This is a genomic window from Chloroflexus sp. MS-CIW-1 (assembly GCF_030444705.1).
In the GTDB taxonomy this organism is placed as follows: domain Bacteria; phylum Chloroflexota; class Chloroflexia; order Chloroflexales; family Chloroflexaceae; genus Chloroflexus.
The window spans coordinates 555,716-574,460 of sequence record NZ_JAUBWR010000001.1 but is presented as its reverse complement, the minus strand read 5'-3'; the positions used below and the strand labels follow the sequence as shown (position 1 = coordinate 574,460).

15 protein-coding genes are annotated in these 18,745 nt (G+C 54.3%); 8 read left to right on the top strand and 7 right to left on the bottom strand.

Going from position 1 to position 18,745, the window contains the following annotated elements:
- Nucleotides 1-81: 81 nt before the first annotated feature.
- From QTO31_RS02295 to QTO31_RS02285, 3 genes are all read right to left on the bottom strand, one after another.
- Entirely contained in the window at nucleotides 82-678 is a 597-nt protein-coding gene (locus QTO31_RS02295) for an ANTAR domain-containing response regulator (protein WP_031460446.1), read from the bottom strand.
- A gap of 159 nt (nucleotides 679-837) precedes the next feature.
- Complete coding sequence (locus tag QTO31_RS02290; RefSeq protein ID WP_081910043.1) at nucleotides 838-1,911, bottom strand: dipeptide epimerase; 1,074 nt, start codon at nucleotides 1,909-1,911, stop codon at nucleotides 838-840.
- Between the two features lie 17 nt (nucleotides 1,912-1,928).
- Nucleotides 1,929-2,873, bottom strand: a complete 945-nt coding sequence (locus tag QTO31_RS02285; RefSeq protein ID WP_301427965.1) for a DMT family transporter — start codon at nucleotides 2,871-2,873, stop codon at nucleotides 1,929-1,931.
- 51 nt (nucleotides 2,874-2,924) lie between these two features.
- Between QTO31_RS02285 and alr the strand changes: the two genes are divergently transcribed.
- The 4 genes from alr to QTO31_RS02265 all read left to right on the top strand — a co-directional run bounded on the left by alr (nucleotide 2,925) and on the right by QTO31_RS02265 (nucleotide 9,892).
- The gene (alr, locus tag QTO31_RS02280) at nucleotides 2,925-5,375 is read left to right on the top strand and encodes an alanine racemase (protein WP_301427964.1); all 2,451 of its coding nucleotides are present in this window, start codon (nucleotides 2,925-2,927) and stop codon (nucleotides 5,373-5,375) included.
- A gap of 104 nt (nucleotides 5,376-5,479) precedes the next feature.
- Nucleotides 5,480-7,045 (top strand): L-glutamate gamma-semialdehyde dehydrogenase, encoded by a 1,566-nt coding sequence (pruA, locus tag QTO31_RS02275; protein WP_301427963.1) that lies wholly within the window; start codon nucleotides 5,480-5,482, stop codon nucleotides 7,043-7,045.
- Between the two features lie 8 nt (nucleotides 7,046-7,053).
- On the top strand, nucleotides 7,054-7,917 hold the full coding sequence (locus QTO31_RS02270) for a DUF72 domain-containing protein (protein WP_301427962.1): 864 nt from the start codon (nucleotides 7,054-7,056) through the stop codon (nucleotides 7,915-7,917).
- 391 nt (nucleotides 7,918-8,308) lie between these two features.
- Complete coding sequence (locus QTO31_RS02265; RefSeq protein WP_301427960.1) at nucleotides 8,309-9,892, top strand: proline--tRNA ligase; 1,584 nt, start codon at nucleotides 8,309-8,311, stop codon at nucleotides 9,890-9,892.
- 523 nt (nucleotides 9,893-10,415) lie between these two features.
- Here QTO31_RS02265 and QTO31_RS02260 read toward each other — a convergent pair.
- Nucleotides 10,416-11,216, bottom strand: a complete 801-nt coding sequence (locus tag QTO31_RS02260; RefSeq protein ID WP_031460453.1) for a DUF3352 domain-containing protein — start codon at nucleotides 11,214-11,216, stop codon at nucleotides 10,416-10,418.
- A 289-nt stretch (nucleotides 11,217-11,505) separates the two neighbouring features.
- Here QTO31_RS02260 and QTO31_RS02255 point away from each other — a divergent pair, with 289 nt between their 5' ends.
- The 3 genes from QTO31_RS02255 to QTO31_RS02245 all read left to right on the top strand — a co-directional run bounded on the left by QTO31_RS02255 (nucleotide 11,506) and on the right by QTO31_RS02245 (nucleotide 15,534).
- Nucleotides 11,506-12,504: a molybdopterin-binding protein gene (locus tag QTO31_RS02255; RefSeq protein ID WP_301427959.1), complete on the top strand. Its 999-nt coding sequence runs from the start codon at nucleotides 11,506-11,508 to the stop codon at nucleotides 12,502-12,504.
- A 68-nt stretch (nucleotides 12,505-12,572) separates the two neighbouring features.
- Nucleotides 12,573-13,925, top strand: a complete 1,353-nt coding sequence (locus tag QTO31_RS02250; RefSeq protein WP_301427958.1) for a tetratricopeptide repeat protein — start codon at nucleotides 12,573-12,575, stop codon at nucleotides 13,923-13,925.
- A gap of 325 nt (nucleotides 13,926-14,250) precedes the next feature.
- On the top strand, nucleotides 14,251-15,534 hold the full coding sequence (locus QTO31_RS02245) for a glycosyltransferase family 4 protein (RefSeq protein ID WP_301427957.1): 1,284 nt from the start codon (nucleotides 14,251-14,253) through the stop codon (nucleotides 15,532-15,534).
- Here QTO31_RS02245 and QTO31_RS02240 read toward each other — a convergent pair.
- A complete protein-coding gene (locus QTO31_RS02240) occupies nucleotides 15,477-16,052 on the bottom strand; it encodes a DUF3267 domain-containing protein (RefSeq protein WP_031458205.1) in 576 nt (191 codons plus the stop codon). The genes QTO31_RS02245 and QTO31_RS02240 overlap by 58 nt on opposite strands.
- A gap of 113 nt (nucleotides 16,053-16,165) precedes the next feature.
- On the opposite strand from QTO31_RS02240, the gene QTO31_RS02235 reads away from it, so the two are divergent.
- Nucleotides 16,166-17,206: a uridine diphosphate-N-acetylglucosamine-binding protein YvcK gene (locus QTO31_RS02235; RefSeq protein WP_301427956.1), complete on the top strand. Its 1,041-nt coding sequence runs from the start codon at nucleotides 16,166-16,168 to the stop codon at nucleotides 17,204-17,206.
- Nucleotides 17,207-17,327: 121 nt separating this feature from the next.
- On the opposite strand, the gene QTO31_RS02230 is transcribed toward QTO31_RS02235, so the two are convergent.
- Complete coding sequence (locus QTO31_RS02230) at nucleotides 17,328-17,633, bottom strand: P-II family nitrogen regulator (RefSeq protein ID WP_301427955.1); 306 nt, start codon at nucleotides 17,631-17,633, stop codon at nucleotides 17,328-17,330.
- A 20-nt stretch (nucleotides 17,634-17,653) separates the two neighbouring features.
- A complete protein-coding gene (locus QTO31_RS02225) occupies nucleotides 17,654-18,628 on the bottom strand; it encodes a sodium-dependent bicarbonate transport family permease (protein ID WP_301427954.1) in 975 nt (324 codons plus the stop codon).
- Nucleotides 18,629-18,745 lie beyond the last annotated feature (117 nt).

Here is an 18,745-nt window from a genome sequence, read left to right as displayed (position 1 = left end):
TACAACCGGCTCGTCCCTACCGGTGATGTCAGATTGGGTTGAAACCTGGCTCATTCGTATGTCAGGTGTTGTCCGAAGTGTTTATTGTCCAGTGATCTGTCTATGTGATAACTGATGGGTTAAGAGAATCGCCTGCGCCACCTCGCGCATTGTCTTACGGTTACGCATTGCCAGTTGTTGAATCCGGCGAAATGCCTCTGCTTCACTCAAGCCGTGCTCATCCATTAAGATACCCTTGGCCTGTTCAATCTCTTTGCGCGTTTCCAGACGCTCTCGCAACGTCAGCATCTCCTTCCGTCGCGTTTGATAGTCTTGCCAGCGTGCAAGCGTAATCTCGATCAGCGGCAAGAGGTCGGTATCGCGAAATGGTTTTATGAGACAGCCAAACACCCCTGCGGCTCGTGCTCGCTCGGCCAGTTCACGTGATGCTGATGCCGTAAGCAGGATAACCGGCGCTAAGCCCTCCTGGTGAAGTATCGTTGCAACTTCTAGACCATCGAGATAGGGCATTTTGTAATCGAGCAGCACCAAATCAGGTCGTACCTGGCGCGCTACTGCAACTGCCTGCTGACCATCAGCCGCTTCGCCGACGATCAAATAACCGAGTGCGAGTAATACTTCACGTATGTGGAATCGAATCAATGCCTCATCGTCTGCTATTAAGAGTCGCGCTGTCATGCGTGCTCCAAACACAATAAGCACCTGCCGCCGCAACCGTTGCGACGTGCAGGTGGCATCAATGCGGATATAACGTATATGTTTAGTATAAAGGAACAAATGCGTCAGCGGCTATGGCTGAATTGCACAATATGTTATGTACGCTCGTGACGAGTTCCGTTACAACGGTTCAACACCGTGCCCGGCTGTGATATGATCGAGTTCGATGGTACCCCCGCGTAAGCGAAAACCACCTTGGAAAGGATTGGTTGCCAGAAAGAGCGGCGTATCGAGATCGACGAAACGAAACCCACCTAACCCGGCCGCGAAATGGGCCGACATGGTCATAGCCAGGATCGATTCGACCATACCGCCGATCATAAGCCCCAGTCCCGCAGCACGGGCAATCGCTGCAATTTCGAGTGCTTCAACTACCCCGCTCTTCATCAGTTTGATATTGATGACATTGGCTGCGCGTTCCTGCACAATTCGTAAGACGTTTAACGAGCTACTCGCTGTCTCGTCGGCCGCAATCGGTACCCCACCCCATTGCACCAGTTGACGCAGACCAGCCCAATCATCGGCTGCAACCGGTTGTTCGACCAGTACCGGAACGATCCGCTGCAAGCTCAGGGCGCCAAGGAGTTCGAGCATCTGTTCGGCAGTAAGACCACCATTCCCATCGAGGATGAGCGGGGCCTCTGGTGCCAGCGCATAGATTGTCGTGATGCGGGCCAGATCGTGTGCTAGATCACTGCCACCGATTTTAATCTTAATTTGACGGATACCCCGTTCGAGAATATCCAGCGTGGCTAACGCTGCTTCTTCGACCGTACCGGTCGTGATCGTCATATCGGTTTCGAGCGTATGCCCAGCGCCGCCAAAGAAGACGTAGAGCGGTAGCCGATAATGGCGGGTCAGGGCATCGAGAATTGCTGTCTCGATAGCGCAGCGCGCCGATCCGCTTGTGCTAATCCGATCACGCAGCAGCGCGGCAATCGCTCGCCATTCACGCACATCAGCACCCTCGATTGCTGAACGTACTGATTCAATCGCCTGCTGTGCGTTGGCCTGGGTTTCACCGTTGAAGGCCGGAAAAGGCGCTGCTTCACCATAACCGCGAATGCCGTTGACAAGTTCGACTGTCACTAACAGATTACGGGCGATCTCCTGACTACCGCCGGCGATCCCAAACGGATTACGCAGCGGGATGTCAAGAGGAGTGACAGATAGCGAGCGAATAACGGTGCTCATCATTGTCTCAGCTCGTATCAGGCACGGTATTGCTGTTGCAGGTAGACCGTAATTGTGACTAGCACGATGATCGCTCCCAACACCTGCCAAAGGTTCTGCAATTGCTCACCGAGGAGCAATGCGGCCAAACCTAATGCACTGATCAGTCGCCAACCCATCGTACTACTGATCAGCGGCGCACCCAGTTGGCGAAGGGCAACGATCTGGCCGAGGTTGGCTCCCAGGAGAACGAAGACCACAAAGGCTGCGAAGACCGCCCAATCGTGTGGCCCGATAACGGCAAACTGGTACCATTGCTCGCCGAGCACGAGGCTCATTGCGCCGCATGTTATCGTGAGGGCAACCAGTTGCACAAACAACATCGCTTCGGCGCTGATATTGCTAACCGACGTTGCACGTGGGATCAGTATCATGTAAAAGGCTAACGCAAATGCCGAGATCAGGGCAATGACGATGCCCAGGACATCGCTTTCGGTCAGGCGCAACACAGTACCATTGCTGAGATCGCCACTCATCATCAATAATGAGCCAAAGAACGAAAGGCCAATGGCCGGAAGTGTGAAGCGAGGTAAGCGGTTGCGAAAGAACAATTTGCTCAAGAGGGCGACAATAAGTGGTGTAAGCAATGTGATAAGTTGCACGTAGATGGCTAACGTGAAGCGTGCTGAAGTGAGATTGGTCATTGCCCGAATACTGACGACTAGTGCAAACAACCAGATAATCGGCGTGTGCCAGATGTCTGTGCGAATATGCCGGTAGGCAAACGGTACATATACGATCAGCGCCAGGAGATTACCGAGCGTGAGGATAGCCATGCTCGGTAAGTGACTGATCGTTTGGAGATAGCGCGCCAAGACTGGATACGCACCCCATCCAGTGTGGGCAAAGAGCGCTATGATTACCCAGAGCCATGAGACGCCAGTATGAGTTGTCGTTGCTGTGGTGGAAGATGCGTTATTCATAGGCTGTATTATAACCCGAATTAACAAGATGAATTGAAGGTATAAAGACGAATGAACATTCAACTCGCCGAACTGATTGCGGCCGGTGGAACGGTTAGCGAGCCAATCCACGCCGACACCTTCACCGATTGGAGTTACGATTCGCGGCTTACCGCTGCCGGAGAGTGCTTTATTGCGTTGCGCACTGCACGGGCAGATGGTCACGATTATATTCCGGCTGCGATAGCTGCCGGTGCGCGTGGTGTCTTGTGTGTGCGTCCACCGCATGATGCTGGCAATGCAACGGTAATCATCTGTGCTGATCCACAGACAGTACTGCTCCGTTGGGCAAGTGCACGCCTGCGGACGTTGCAGCCAACGGTGATCGCTGTGACCGGTGGGATCGGGAAGACTCTGGCGCGGCGAGCGATTGCGGCCGTGTTAGCTATGCAGGCGCCTACCTTTCAAAGTCGTCGTAATTTCAATTCGCTCCTCGGATTACCGATTGCACTGGCCCGTCTCAGTCAGACTGACCGCTACGCAGTGCTCGAGTTTGCCGGTGAGCATCTGGCTCCGCTGGCAACGGCGTTTCCGCCTCAGATCGCGGTGGTAACACCCGCTGCCGATACGGCGATGGCCGCATTCCTGGCCGACAAAGGAGTAATGGTGGTTGCCGCCGAAGGGATTTCACCGGCAAATATTTGCTATGGCACCGGTCATGAGTGTGCCGTGCGGGCAACCGATATTTCCTGCCACCGTCATGGTGTGGATTTTGTTGCTTCAAGCCGGGAAGTAACCATTCCCGTTTCAACCCCGCTTTTGGGCCTTCCCGGTGTGATGGCGGCACTGGCTGCCGTTACGGTTGGACTGATATGCGGCGTTCCACCGGAGGCGATCCAAAACGCCCTAGCTCATCTTGCAGCACCGGCGGGGCGTTTACGTCCACTACCTGGCACCAATGGTGAACTCATTCTCGACGATAGTTTCAATGCTACTCCAGCAGCCATGGTGGCGGCAATGCAAACCATGGCTGCCTTGACGGCCAAACGCCGCATTGCCGTTTTAGGTACGCCCACCGAATTGCCTGCCATTGATGCAACGCCATTTCTAACCGAACTTGGTGCTCTAGCGGCCCGTAGTGCCGATTACCTGGTACTCAAAGGGGGTGGGGCGGCAGTGATGGCCCAGGCTGCACGGACGGCCAACCCCGCCATTCCCATTCACGTCGTTGATACCAACGAAGCGGCACGTGCTGCTTTGCCCAACAAACGCAACCAGGGCGATCTGGTGTTGGTGTCGGGTGGAGCTGGTGAGCGGCTTGAACAGGTTGTAGCTCCTCTGTTAGCTGCCGACTGTCCGCCAGAACATCACCTCGTGCGCCAGGAACCGGCCTGGCGTAGTGTGCGGATCGGTGATCCGGCACGTCCAACCTGGGTGCATCTCGATCTGACTGCCATTGCCGACAATGTTCGTGCGCTCCGAACTCATACCGGTGTACCACTGATGATCGTGCTTAAAGGTGATGGGTACGGGCATGGTGCAGCACGAGTAGCGCGGGCGGCATTGCGAGCAGGGGCCGAGATGTTGGCTGTTGCGACCCTTGGGGAAGGACGGGCATTGCGCGTACAGGGCATTCACGCGCCGATTCTGGTGCTAGGCTACACGCCGCCGTGGCAGGTCGCCGAAGCGATCCGGCTCGATCTGATGATAACACTCTTCGATTACGATACGGCTCTAGCACTTAGTAATGCTGCTACCGAAATCAGACGCCCTGCCCGTGTGCATGTCAAAGTTGATACCGGAATGGCTCGTCTGGGTTTGGCACCGGCTGAGGTCGCACCATTTCTGACCCGATTACGCGATCTCCCTGCCATCGAGGTTGTTGCGCTCTACACCCATTTTGCCCGCGCCGATGAAGACGACCCAACTCCAACCGAGCAGCAATTGGCTCGTTTCCAAACACTGGTTACCGAACTTACCGCAGCCGGTCTACGTCCACCACTGCTTCATGCGGCTAATAGTGCGGCGACATTGCGCTTTCCGGCCAGCCATTTCGATATGGTTCGACCAGGATTGGCTTGCTACGGATTGGCGCCAGGGGCTGCTGTTCCCCTCTTGCCAGGCATGCGGCCAGCACTAAGCTTTTACAGTGAAGTAGCGCAGGTCAAGGAACACCCGCCTGGCACGCCAATCTCCTACGGTGGTACCTTTATCACAGCCCGCCCATCGCGCATTGCTACTATTCCGGTAGGTTACGCCGACGGGCTGCGTCGTTCACCGCCGTGGCGGGAAGTGCTGATTCGAGGGAAACGGGCACCGATTGTCGGGCGCATTTGCATGGACTATGCGATGGTCGATGTAACCGATATTCCTGGCGTTCAGCGTGGTGATACCGTCACACTCATAGGACAACAGGGAGAGGATTCGATAGGTGTTGATGAGATTGCTAGTTGGTTGGGAACGATCAGCTACGAAGTATTGACCGGCATCTTACCGCGCGTGCCGCGCGAGATAGAACCGTAGGGATACATTCTCGTCAGCGCAAAAGCAGTTCCACATTGTTCAAGCAGATCCGTGTACAATGTCAATCAACAGCAGCTTCGCAAAATGATGGTAAGGAGCAGTTTATGCTGACCCCATTTCAAAATGAACCGTTTGGTAACTTTGACAGTGGCGACCGACGGACGGCGATGCAGCGAGCGATTCGTCATGTTGCCGGGCAATTGGGCGCCACCTATCCGCTGATTATCGGTGGTGAACGGATTGTGACTGAGCGTAAATTGCCTTCGATCAATCCGGCAGAACCGAAAAAAGTTGTGGGCTATGCCAGTAGTGCCTCGCAAGAGCAGGCCCATCAAGCATTGCTGGCGGCTGATGCCGCGTTCCGCACCTGGTCGCGTACACCGGTTAGTGCGCGCGCACAGGTGTTGTTGCGGGCCGCGGCAATCATGCGGCGGCGGAAGGAGGAACTGGCTGCATGGATGATGCACGAGGTGAGCAAGAACTGGGTTGAAGCCGATGCCGACGTTGCCGAAGCGATTGACTTTTGTGAGTGGTATGCGCGTCAGGCAATTGCACTTCAGGGCGAACGGCAACCCCTCGTTCCTTACCCCGGTGAGGATAACGAGCTGCGCTACCTGCCGTTAGGGCCTGGACTGGCGATACCTCCCTGGAACTTCCCGCTGGCAATTGTGACGACACTCACTGTTGCGCCGATTGTCGTGGGGAATACGGTCGTGTTGAAACCCTCACCACGCGCACCGGTCATTGCGGCTATTCTCGTCCAGATTCTCGAAGAGGCTGGGTTACCGCCTGGTGTTGTGAATCTGGTGACCGGGGAAGATGCGGTCTTAGGTGATTTCCTGGTCGATCATCCGTTGGTGCGCTTCATTGGCTTTACCGGTTCAAAGAATGTCGGTCTGCGGATTCAACAGCGGGCTGCTGTGCGTCAACCTGGTCAGAACTGGCTCAAGCGCACAATCCTTGAAATGGGTGGAAAAGACGCAATTATTGTCGATGAAACTGCCGATCTGGAAGCCGCGGCAACCGGTATTGTGGTGAGTGCGTTCGGTTTTCAGGGGCAAAAATGTAGTGCTTGCTCACGCGCAATTGTCGTTGATCAGGTCTACGATCAGGTCTTGCAGCGAGTCGTCGAGAAGACGAAGGCGTTGCGGCTTGGGAATCCTACCAAACCAGAAACCGATCTAGGCGCGGTGATTGATCAGCGGGCCTTTGACACCATCAGTCAGTATATTGCGATTGGTCAGGAAGAGGGCCGACTGGTTACCGGTGGTGAAGTCATTGATCACGAACTGGTCAAGGATGGTGGCTTTTTCATCAATCCAACCATCTTTGCTGATGTCCATCCTCATGCCCGTATTGCCCAGGAAGAGATTTTTGGTCCGGTGCTGGCCTTCATCCGTGCTGCCAATTTCACCGAGGCCCTGGCTATTGCAAACGATACTGAATACGGTCTGACCGGTGGTCTTTACAGCCGGAGTCTCGAACGCTTGGAGCAGGCTCGCGAAGAGTTTCATGTCGGTAATCTCTATTTCAATCGGAAGTGTACCGGTGCTCTGGTTGGAGTGCAGCCATTCGGTGGCTTTAAGATGTCAGGCACTGACAGCAAGGCCGGTGGCACCGATTACCTACGTCTGTTTACTCAGCCTAAGGTCATTAGCGAGCGCTTTTAAGAGTATGCATGATTAGAATTGGATGCGCAGTTTGGGCTTATCACGGTTGGGTAGGTGATCTCTTCCCACCAGGAACACGCAGCAGCGAGTTTCTCAGGCTCTATAGCCGAAAGCTGACGACAGTGGAAGGAAATACGACTTTTTACGCAACGCCATCGGCAGCGATGGTTGCACGCTGGGTCGAAGAGACTCCTCCTACCTTTCACTTTTGTTGTAAGCTGCCGCGTGAAGTGAGTCACAACGGCTTCCTTGTCGAGCGCCTGCCGCAGGCCCAGACCTTCGTTGAACGAATGCAAGGTCTAGGATCGCGCTGTGGTCCGTTCTTCTTGCAACTACCGCCGAGCTACGGTCCGGCTCGTCTTGCCGATCTGGAACGGTTTTTGGCCGGTTGGCCACGTGATGTTGCGCTGGCAGTGGAGGTTCGTCATCCCGACTGGTATTTGCCACTGGGCGAGGAACCACTGATGACGCTCCTTAACCGCTATCAGGTGGGGCGGGTTGTAATGGATGTTCGTCCAATCCGCGATCCGGCCGATCCGGCTGGTTCACTGCTTGCCGATGCACGAGAGCGTAAACCCGATGTGCCATTACGACCGTTGCGCAGCAGTGGGCCAACGTTGATACGCTATATCGGTCATCCCGATTTGGCTTGTAATGCCCCGTTTCTCGATGAATGGGCGGCACGGATTGCAGAATGGGCACAGACCGATCCGCGCATCTACCTGTTTATGCATTGCCCTGATGAATCCCGCTCACCAGACCTCTGCCGCCAGATCGCAGCGCGTCTGCGTGAACGCGGGGCACCGTTGGTTGAGCCATTGGATGAACCGCCACCATCACCAATGCAACTCGATATGTTTGGTTTGTCATAGGGGTGTCGTCGTGGTGGTGATGTGCATCACATCTGTGACATCATCTGCGGTATTGTATCTGGCTTTGTCAGGGCATGAGGCGCTGGCTGGCAACTGAACCTTGTCCGGGGTGGATAGGTTGATTTCCCACCTATAGGGCTGGTTATTAGCTCTGTGCAAGGAACCTATCTGCAACAGCCGGTTGCAGGAGAAGATCAGTCGGCGTAGTTCGCAAACCACTTTGCTAGTAGGCGGAGTGGTGCTCATTGGTGCTGCGCCTGCCTGTTGAGTTTCACTCGTGGAGAGTACATTCCATCGGCATCAGACTAATCGTCGATTGTGTTCGTTCCGAGTATGCGGAAAAAATAGGATTGACCTCATCGCCACTATTCCTGTTGAGGAGAAACAATGTATGCGACTTGCTACGATCTTTGGTCGTACCCTCCGTCAGGCGCCGACCGAAGCCGATAATCCGGCAGCGCAGTTGCTCTGGCGGGCCGGGATGCTGCGTTCGCTGGATACCGGCGAACCTGCTTTATTGCCGTTGGGAAATGCGGTTTTGCAGCATCTGATAACCCATCTGACCAATACGCTTCGTCGTAATGGTTCCCAAGAAATCTACCTGCCAACAATGGCGAGTTGGTTGGATGTGATAACCACTCTGGCCCGCCGTGAGATCGATTCATACCGTCAGTTACCGCTATCTGTCTGGAGTCTGCGCCGCCGCCGGCGCGCAACGGTGCGTCAACGATCGGGGCTGCTCGATCTGCCCGTTGTAACATCCTTGAGCTGGGCAGGGTTAGCACTCGACGTTGCTCAAGCTCAAACGAACCTCGCAGCAATCATTGAACAGTTACGCACAACGCTGCACGAGTGCGGGCTGACGGTTGTGGCCGATGCGCTCAAGACGGAACGTGGCGCAACGATCATTGTTGATACAAAAGCAGGACCGCTCACGACCCTCGATTGTCCGGTTTGTGGGGGACGTGCGCCAATCGACCTGGCGCCGCTCGCTCCTCTGCCGCCGTATTCCGGGCTGGCACCGGCCATGAGTCTGGTTGAAACACCCAACGCGAATACTATAGCAGCCCTGGCTACCTTCCTTGGCATCTCAACCTCAGCTACGGCCAAAGCTCTTTTCTTCAATGCACGTTGTGCTGGTGAGCAGCGCCTGATCTTTGCCGTGGTGCGTGGCGACCGCGAAGCGAGTTTGTCTAAATTGGCTGCGGTTGTTGGCGCCGATGAACTGTTGCCTGCCGACGAAGCGCAGATTAGGGCGTGTGGTGCCGTACCTGGTTACGCCTCACCGGTTGGCCTGCACAACGTGTTCGTAGTTGCCGATCAGACGGTCACGAATGGCGCGCCACTCGTGGCCGGCGCCAACCGCCCCGGTTATCATCTACGTGATGTTGTGTATGGGCGCGATTGGCAGGCAACGCTGGTCGCCGATATTGCGCAGGCGATGGTTGGTGATCCATGTCCGTTTTGCGGTACGGCGCGTGTGCAAGGAAATGGCGCGGCGGTTGGTGTTGTAACACCGCTCCAAGCGACCACAATACTCGTGCAGGATGCAGATGGCCACAATCGACCATTGGTGATCGCGGGTATCGAACTCGACCTTGAACCACTCTTGCACATTGCGGTAGAGCGGAATCACGATGAGCGTGGCATTGTGTGGCCGGTTGCGATTGCGCCGGTAGCTGTGCATCTGGTAACAATAGGCCGGAGCGATGCACTCATCACTGCCGCCCAGACACTAGCCACTGAACTACAGACTGCTGGTTGGCGAGTGCTGATCGATGATCGCGATGAACGAGCCGGGGTAAAGTTCAACGATGCTGATCTGATCGGTGCACCCTGGCGGGTCGTCATCAGTGAGAAGCTTCTGGCGACAAACCAGGTTGAAGTTCGCTATCGCACAGCCGGTCAGCCGACGATTGTGAACAGAAGCGAACTGAAAGATGTTCTAGCAGGTGCAGTAGCAAACGGTTCCTGATCTGCGCTGGTATCGGTTACCGAGCGGTTTTCAACATGCCCAGTACCTGCACGGTAGAGAGCGCCTGGCGTTCCGTACCATTCTCTAGCCCTCTTTCTTTCTCACAGAGAGGAGGAGGTGTTTGCGTAGATTGGGAACTGTTACCTCTACCGGGGTCGGAAAAGCACGCTGAAAGAACCTGACCGAGATATTCTGTTGCAAAAGTGCAAAAGAAGGAGGGGCAGCTCGCGAACCGCCACTCTAGTACTGCGAGGTGATAGACATTGATGTTGCGTCCGTCCGTCGGGGTTTACTCGTGGGGATACGTCATCGTCTTGTCACACTGCATCGGTATCAGGCTGATTATCATCGTGTGCCATTTAGAGCCTATCCGGAATATCCTGTCACGGCACCTATCCAACATATCCTGTCGCCGAAGCAGATCGGTCGAGACACAGCGGCGCTACGCCCATTCAATTAGCGTGAGATGAGTGTTCGGATAAAATTCCTGCCCGGTCACCACAAGACGACGAGCGACGTGCTGCTACTGCGTTCCGAGTATCTTCACAAGCCAGGCTCTGACAGCGGCGCGGGCTGCTTCTGCGGAAGGTGAACCATCGGTATACAGTGCACCCGAACGCACGACGGCAATCGTCTCCTGAAACTTTTGGAACGCATTTAGATCGGCCAACCGATCTGGCTGCCCAGCGCCATCGGTCAGCTTAACGAGCGCTTCAGGGCGATTAGAAAAGACGACATAGTGCTCGATCAAGCCTACTGCACGGAGAGGATGATCGATCTCGCCGATGAAAATCGTGGTGTTTCCAGCTCGCTGCTCGGTAATGGTTTCGCCACGATTACGGCGTATCGTCAGATGTTTCTCTAAAAACAGGCGAGCCTGGGGATCATTGCGTGAGGCAAGAAAGATCAGCACCTCACCGTTCGTCATCAGATCAGTTGCGACATCGCGCGTTACGGGTGTAAAATCACGCACAACAATCGCAATATCACTGCCAATCCACGTTACTACATCGCGATCCAGGTCGACCCCAAGCAACGCCGCGATATTGGCTGCTGCATCAGATGACAGCGCCAGGCCGAAAATTTCATTCAACGCACGTTCAATACGCGGTTGTTCAGGCACATCGCTCAGAGTTGGCGATAGACTGGCGTACAGTTGAACGTCAGCAGGTAAGAGTTCGGCCGGTGCCGGCCCCTTTTGAACGGTAATAAACCAGTAGAGAAAGATGGCGCCTAGCAAAACAGCGATGAGCGTAATGGCCAGACCACCGACGAAAGCATACCCAAGGCCGCGCTCACGCGGTACAGTTGGAGAGTTGATCATACGTTGTGCAAGTTATGTCTACGAGTCCATGTTGTGTTTTCCATTAGCATGGTACCATGAATTACACGTGTTAACAAAAAGTGCGCTCGTAAGGAAACCGGGTATCAGTTGCTGTGACAAACATTTTACAATGTGAAACGTGCGGTTGCTGGCATCTGTTATCCCTCTGCGTTCCTCTACGGCGAAAGAAGGGTGAAATGAAGCACGATGCGGAACAGGCTGCACACACCTGGGCGCATTCTCAGCGTCGGTTAGTATGAGCACATCACTCAGGAACAGGCAGACAGGTATGCAAATCGAGACCTTACCGGTAACGGCGGCCATTGGACACATCCTCTGTCACAATATAGCCGATGCACAGGGACGGAAAGCTTTCAATAAGGGTCGCCAATTACAGGCTGACGATGTACCGCGCCTTGCTGAGCTGGGTTGTACCACTGTGCGGGTTGCCGTACTGGAGGCTGATGATGTGCACGAAGATGAGGCAGCATTGCGTCTGGCCCAGGCCGTGGCTGGAGCCGGTGTGGTCATCGGTGAACCATACGCCGGACGGGTAAACCTCCGTGCTGCGTACAACGGCCCGTTGATGATCGACGCTGAAGCGTTGCTGGCAATCAATTTGATCGACGGTTTAACCGTTGCAACATTACCTCCGTACACACTGGTCTCGGCCGGTCAGATGCTTGCCACAATTAAGATTATTCCATTTGCAGTACCTGCCTCAGACATTGCACGGGCTGGCGCTGTTGCTGGCGAGCAAGGGGTATTGCGTGTGGCACCGTTCGTGCGCTGCCGAATTGGCGTTGCGTTGGTCAGTAGTCCATCAGCACGGGCGCGAGTCGAACGTGGTGTGCTACCGGCGATTGTTGGGCGAATTACCGATCTGGGGGCAACAATGGTTGCGTGGCATCATGTACCACCAGACGAATCCGAAGTAGCTGCCGGACTTACATCACTGGTGGCAGCCGGTGCTGATTTGATCATAACGGCTGGTGAAACTTCGGTTGTTGATCGTGATGATGTGATTCCGCGAGCGGTCAGACGGATCGGCGGCGAGATTGCTCATTATGGTGCTCCGGTTGAACCAGGGAATCTGCTCTTACTGGCTTACGTGCCCGGTAGTGCCGATCGTATTCCGCTGATCGGTGCCCCTGGGTGTGTCCGTTCCCGCGATCAAAATATCGTCGATCTCATCTTACCTCGTTTGATGGCGAATGAACAGCTTGGCAAGTACGAAATTGTTTCGTTAGGTCTCGGTGGACTACTCGGTTCAGTTCGTCGAGGGTGATCAGATGAAACATCACCCCGGTACTAGTCGTATGTTTCATCATCATTCGTAGTGAAAAGAGGACCACGATGAGTCTTGAACATCTCTCTAATGACCGACGGGAAGCAGCACTGGCCGACTTTAACCGTGCGATTGCCATCGATGATACTTACGCATGGGCTTATTTTCAACGCGGACAGGTATTGCGCGAACTGGGTCGGCTGGAAGAGTCACTGACCGATCTGACACGTGCCTGCGAGCTGGAAGCCGATGATCCGGTCTACCACGCCGAGCGTGGTGAGACGTTACGTATGCTTCGCCGATATGAAGCGGCGATTCACGCTTTTTCGCAGGCAATCGCCTTGCGACCAGAATATCCCTGGGCATTAGGAAGCCGTGGGCAAGTCTGGCGTGCATTACGCCGCTATTCAGAGGCGCTGGCCGATTTTGATGCTGCACTGGCACTCAATCCTGATCTGGCGTGGGTACATGCAGAGCGCGGTGAAACGCTTCGCGCACTTCAGCGTCATCATGAAGCTATTGAAGCCTTTACGCAGGCACTGATCATAGATCCAACCTATCTTTGGGCATTGGGTCATCGTGGCATAACGTACCGGGAACTGCGCAATTTTACAGCAGCAATTGCTGATTTTGATGCAGCCATTGCCATACAAAACAATCTGGCGTGGCTCTACGCTGAACGTGGTGAAACACGACGACTGGCCGAAGATTTCGAGGAAGCAATTGCCGATCTGACTCGATCAATCGATCTCGATCCCAATTACGCTTGGGCGTTGGGAAGTCGTGGCGCGGCGTTCCGGGTTATTGGCGAGATGGAGTCTGCGCTGGCCGATTTCAATCAGGCGCTGGAGTTGGATCCCGAGTATGCGTGGGTCTACTATCAACGTGGTTTGTTGTTCCGCAATGTCAATCGTCTTGATGAAGCAATAGCCGATTTCAGTCGGGTGATCGAGCTAGAGCCGAGCCACGCCAGTGCCCTTGCCGAGCGTGGGGAATTGTTTCGTTTGCAGCGTCGCTACCAGGAAGCACTCGCTGATTTTAACCGAGCTGTTGAACTTCAGCCTGATTATGCTTGGGCCATAGGTAGTCGTGGTCAGGTTTATCGCGTCTTGGGACGCTACGAAGAAGCACTCACTGATTTTAACCGTGCCTTAGCATTGAAACCAGACGCTACCTGGATTATTGCCGAGCGTGGTGAAACGCATCGGTTGCTTCGCCACTACAATGAAGCATTGGAGGATTTTAACCGTGCCCTTGAACTCAGCCCCAACGACTCGTGGGTGCTTAGTCGGCGTGGTGCGACCTATCAGGCGCTCAAAATCTACGAAGAGGCCTACATTGACCTGACCAAAGCGATTGAGATCGATCCCAACAACGCCTGGGCATGGGCGCAGCGCGGTTCTCTCTTCCGGCAAATGTGATGTGGCGAGCGTGGTGCGTTCCACTCGATGAGGGTGTTACGCATTTAAGGATGTGGGCTTATCGCTCGAGACAAACGAGTCGGCATCCGAGACAGTCAGCTTGCTGAAGGTAGTCCGGGGATGATATTGAGTGCAACATTGCAAGCAGTTATGAACGGTATGCCACCTTCCACCCGTAAACGTGTGGACTTCCGTGCCTGTTGCGTGCCTTCCCAGCTCCAAATGAGGTCGCTGTGACCGATACCGTTGTCTTGCCAGAGCTACGAGTCGTGTTATTATCATTCCGACGTTATTGTTCGTGGGAGTACGAGAGGATTTTGTAGCCATGATCGCCACCCATCCAAAAGCTAACCGACCGATTCGGGTGGCTATGTTGGCTCGTGCCGTCTTTCCGCTGCATGGGTATGGTGGCATCGAACGCCACGTCTACCATCTCACCAAACATCTCACCCGCCTAGGCGTTGAAGTTACCCTCTACGTTCAATCACCGTCGGTCAGCAGTGATCCGGGTGATCTGCGTCTACATGCCATCGAGACCATCCGCTACGATTACACGTCACCGTTATTAGCACCCAACGGTGTTATTGGACGACAAATCAACTTCCCAATTTACAGTTGGCATATTGGTCAACGAGCTGCCCGGCGCGTGCTGCAAGGGGATTTCGATGTTGTTCACAGCCAGGGTCTGTGCGCGTTCGGTTATGCAGTAGCGCGAAACCGCACACCACAACTGCGGTATGTTCCGTTTGTGGCAAATCCACACGGTATGGAGGAGTTTCGCACGCCAGACTGGCGTAAATGGCTGGCATATGCACCGTTTCGTATTCTCTACGCTTATGGGCATCGCCAGGCTGACCGAGTCATTGCGACCGATGCCTGCACCAAAGATGATCTACCGCGCTACCTCAAGGTTGATCCTGCCCGCATTGTCGTGATTCCATCAGCCATTGATACGGAAGAGTGTGTATCACAGGTACGCAGCGATCTCCGTGCTGCGCTACGGTTCCGCTTTGGTCTAGCCAGTAGCACTCCGATCTTACTCAGTGTCGGTCGCCTGGAACCAAACAAGGGCTTTGATGTATTAGTTGCCGCGCTGGCGCGCTTACGTGATGAATTGCCACCTAACTGGCTGTGGCTGATTGTTGGCAGTGGCTCAGCGCGTGCTGCACTAGAACAGCAAGTTAAAGCAGCCGGTATTGCCGATCATACGCTGTTCGTGGGACGGTTGAACGATGAAGAGTTGCATAGTCTGTACGAAGAAGTTGATCTGTTCGTCCATCCAACGCTGTACGAGGGTAGTTCTCTGGTAACCCTTGAGGCAATGATCCATCGCCGACCGGTCGTTGCAAGCGCGATCGGGGGTATTCCCGATAAGGTTTTTCCCGATCGTAACGGCTTACTGGTTCGTCCCGGCGATGTTGATGATCTCACAGCGAAACTCCGCCTCGCCCTGGAATCGCGTGACCGCTGGTCAGAATGGGGGGCGGCGGGTGAACAAATTGTGCGCTCGACCTTCGACTGGCCGATAGTGGCCCGGCAAACGGTTGAACTCTACGTTGAGCTGTTGTCAACCGGAATGAGCACCTCGCAGCCGACACGTTCTGGGTGATCGGTGACTAATGCCTGTGGTGGATCGTTGCGCAGCAGCCACAAGACGAGAAAATCTCCACCAGCAGTGAGTGTGAAGAATGCGCCGTATACTGTGAAGAGTGACAGGTTGCCGATAATACCAATAGCTGCTGGCAGCAGACCTAATCCTATCGCCGGCAAGACAACGCCGAATCGGTAGGGGTTGATGGGAAGTGGTTGTCGTAGATGTGCATATGGACTGAGCGTTTCTCGATCAACTCCAAATTTGATCGCGCTGAAAGGTACTCGCCCGGCCAGTATCCAGCCAAGTGCATGCAACAGTTCATGAACGATGATACCGACAACAATCAGGATTAAAAACAAGATAAGCGACCACCAGTGACCGGAGTCATCAATCAGAATTAAATTGCCGTTATAGAGAATGTGGCCGATATATAAGGCAATTGCTGGAACTGCTCCCAACCCGATACCGACCAGATTGGCGGTGACGAGCGAAGTTGTGCGGTCAAAGCGATGATACTGTGTAGATGGTTGCATATATCACCACAGATGGCACAGAGGACACGGCGAGTGTTTTGGTTTTTTCAGTGATGAAAGCTCAAGAGGTCATTGTACCACAGAGGACACAGAGAGTGTTCAAGGAGTTTGTTATGTCTGATAATACTCGAGCACTCCGAATCGTCGCGCTTGGTGGTGGTGGGGGTAGTGCGCAAGTCTTGCTCGGTGCTCGTCCGTTCTTCGCCGAACGTACTGCTATCATCGCAGTTACTGACTCGGGGCGTAGCACCGGTACGGCGCGAATGATTGCCAATATTCCCGCTCCCGGTGATCTGCGCAATCTGCTGGCAACCCTCGCTGCCAATCCTGATGCTGTTCTCCCGCGTTTGATGCAACATCGTTTGCGCAGTTCAGCGGTTCCACTGCTTGATGGAATGGCAGTCGGCAATCTGATGATAGGCGGCTTGACCCAAATGACAGGTGATATTGCTGCAGCAGTCGAACTGGCCCGCCAGATGTTGGGGTGTCCTGAACAGATTCTGCCGGTTTCAACCGCCAACACTCATTTGTGTGCCGAGCTGGTTGATGGTCGAATCGTCGTTGAAGAAGCGGCAGTGCGTGCGTTGGGCAAACCGGCGATTCGGCGTCTCTTCCTCGACCCGCCAGCAGTAGCTTACCCGCTGGCAATCACCGCGATTACCGACGCCGATGTCGTCGTCATTGGGCCTGGGAGCTTCTACACCTCATTGTTGGCTACACTCTGCTTTGAGGGAATCGTTACGGCGCTTCGTGAAACATCAGCAACAGTTGTCTTTGTCTGCAATACAACGACACAACCGGGACAGACTGACGGGATGAGCGTTGCTGATCACGTTTCGCGATTAGTCGATGTACTCGGTCTTGGTGTGCTGGATGTTGTTTTAGTTAATGACACTACCGAATTACATCCGGCTGTTGTAGCCCGTTATAGTGCGGCCGGTCTTCATCCGCTGGTCTTTACCGAAAATGATCGGCATACGATACGGGCGTTAGGGATTGAACCGCTGGTTCGTCATCTGGCCGAATCCGATCCCGGTTATCGCGAGTTATGGAATAAAGCCGATACCATTCGCCACGATCCGCAGGTACTGGGATTGGCGCTATGGAAAATTGCGTTGGATCGCAATACACAGCGAGACATAAGAGGTGGGTGATCGGTTTCCCTCACTCAATTCCGCTGTGTGCGGGGTAGGGTCATACTCTGCTGATGTGGTGTGCTGATACCACTGGGCAGGAATGGCGCCAGGGTAGGTAAAGGTCGCCTGTCCTCTCTACCTACACCCCAAACTTCGCCCCCCGTACCACCTGCACGTCCATTGTGTATGCAATAACGGCAAAGTGAGGAAAGTAGACCGCTGCCAGATGCTGTAAAATCTTTTCAGCTACTTCAGGTGGTACCAGCGTCTCAATCCGCAGACTCTTCCCCTCCCATTCACTGGCGTGCACTCCACGGGTTCCTTCTCCCTGCACCGTACCAATTGTATAACCCCGTGCACCGAGCTGACGGAGATCGTGCAATATCCGATCTTCAAGTACCGCCTCGGCGATAATAGTTACCAGTTTGACGGTTGTCAATTCCATTGCGCTGACCCTTTCTCTGCTCAATGTGCACCGACAATCAAAGACGCTATCGTGTAGTAGAGCGGTAAGCCGATTGCCAGATTAAAAGGAAAGGTAATACCGAGTGCCGCTGTCAGGTAAAAGCCAGGATTCGCCTGCGGTAGTGCAATCCGAACTGCCGCCGGTGCAGCAATGTACGATGCACTAGCAGCCAATACGCCCAAAATGGTACTGCCACCCAGTGATAGACCGGTCATGCTTCCAAACCAGATTCCAAGCAGCCCGTTGAAAATCGGCATGATGATACCAAAACCGAGCAAAAACAGACCAGCGCTGGGCAGATCGCGAAAGCGACGGGCAGCAACCATTCCTAGCTCCAGAAGGAAGAAGGTCAGCGCACCTTTGAACAGATCGACAAACACTGGTGCGACTTCCTTGCCGCCACGCGGGCCGGCCAACCAACCGATAATCATACCGCCAACGAGAAGCAAAATACTCTTGCTCGTGAGCAACTCACGTAGCGCTTTGCGCCAGTCACCACCTTGGGGGGCGCCAGCTACCTGCGCAATCAACAGTGCTACCACAATTGCCGGCACTTCCAGGATTGCGACTAACGCCGGCATAAAACCTTCATAACGTACTCCCACCGTGTCAAGGAATGTCTGCGCAGCGGCGAAGGTCACTGCTGACACCGAGCCATAATGTGCAGCCAGAGCTGCTGCATCGGCAACATTCAGCTTACCGATTTTACGTGCTACTCCGTAAGCAATCACTGGAATGATGATTCCAAGGAGCAACGTGGCTACAGCCGGTGCCCAAAACACGGCCAGGCTTGTCTCAGCCAGCGCAATACCGCCTTTCAGCCCAATTGCCAGCAAGAGATAGATCGAAAGCGTGGTGTACAACTCGTCAGGAAGTTTGAGATCACTATGTAGCAGTGTCGCAGTAATTCCAAGTGCAAATGCCAATACCATTGGTGAAAGCAGGTTGATCTGAACCAATTCCAGAATTGTCATAATTACCCTTTGTATTGCAAAGCAATCCCCTTCCCGATATTGTACCATCTCGCGAAACAGCGCTAATAGTGCTACAATAGCAGGCGTCGGTTGTCTTTTTGAAAATCAGAGGAGAAC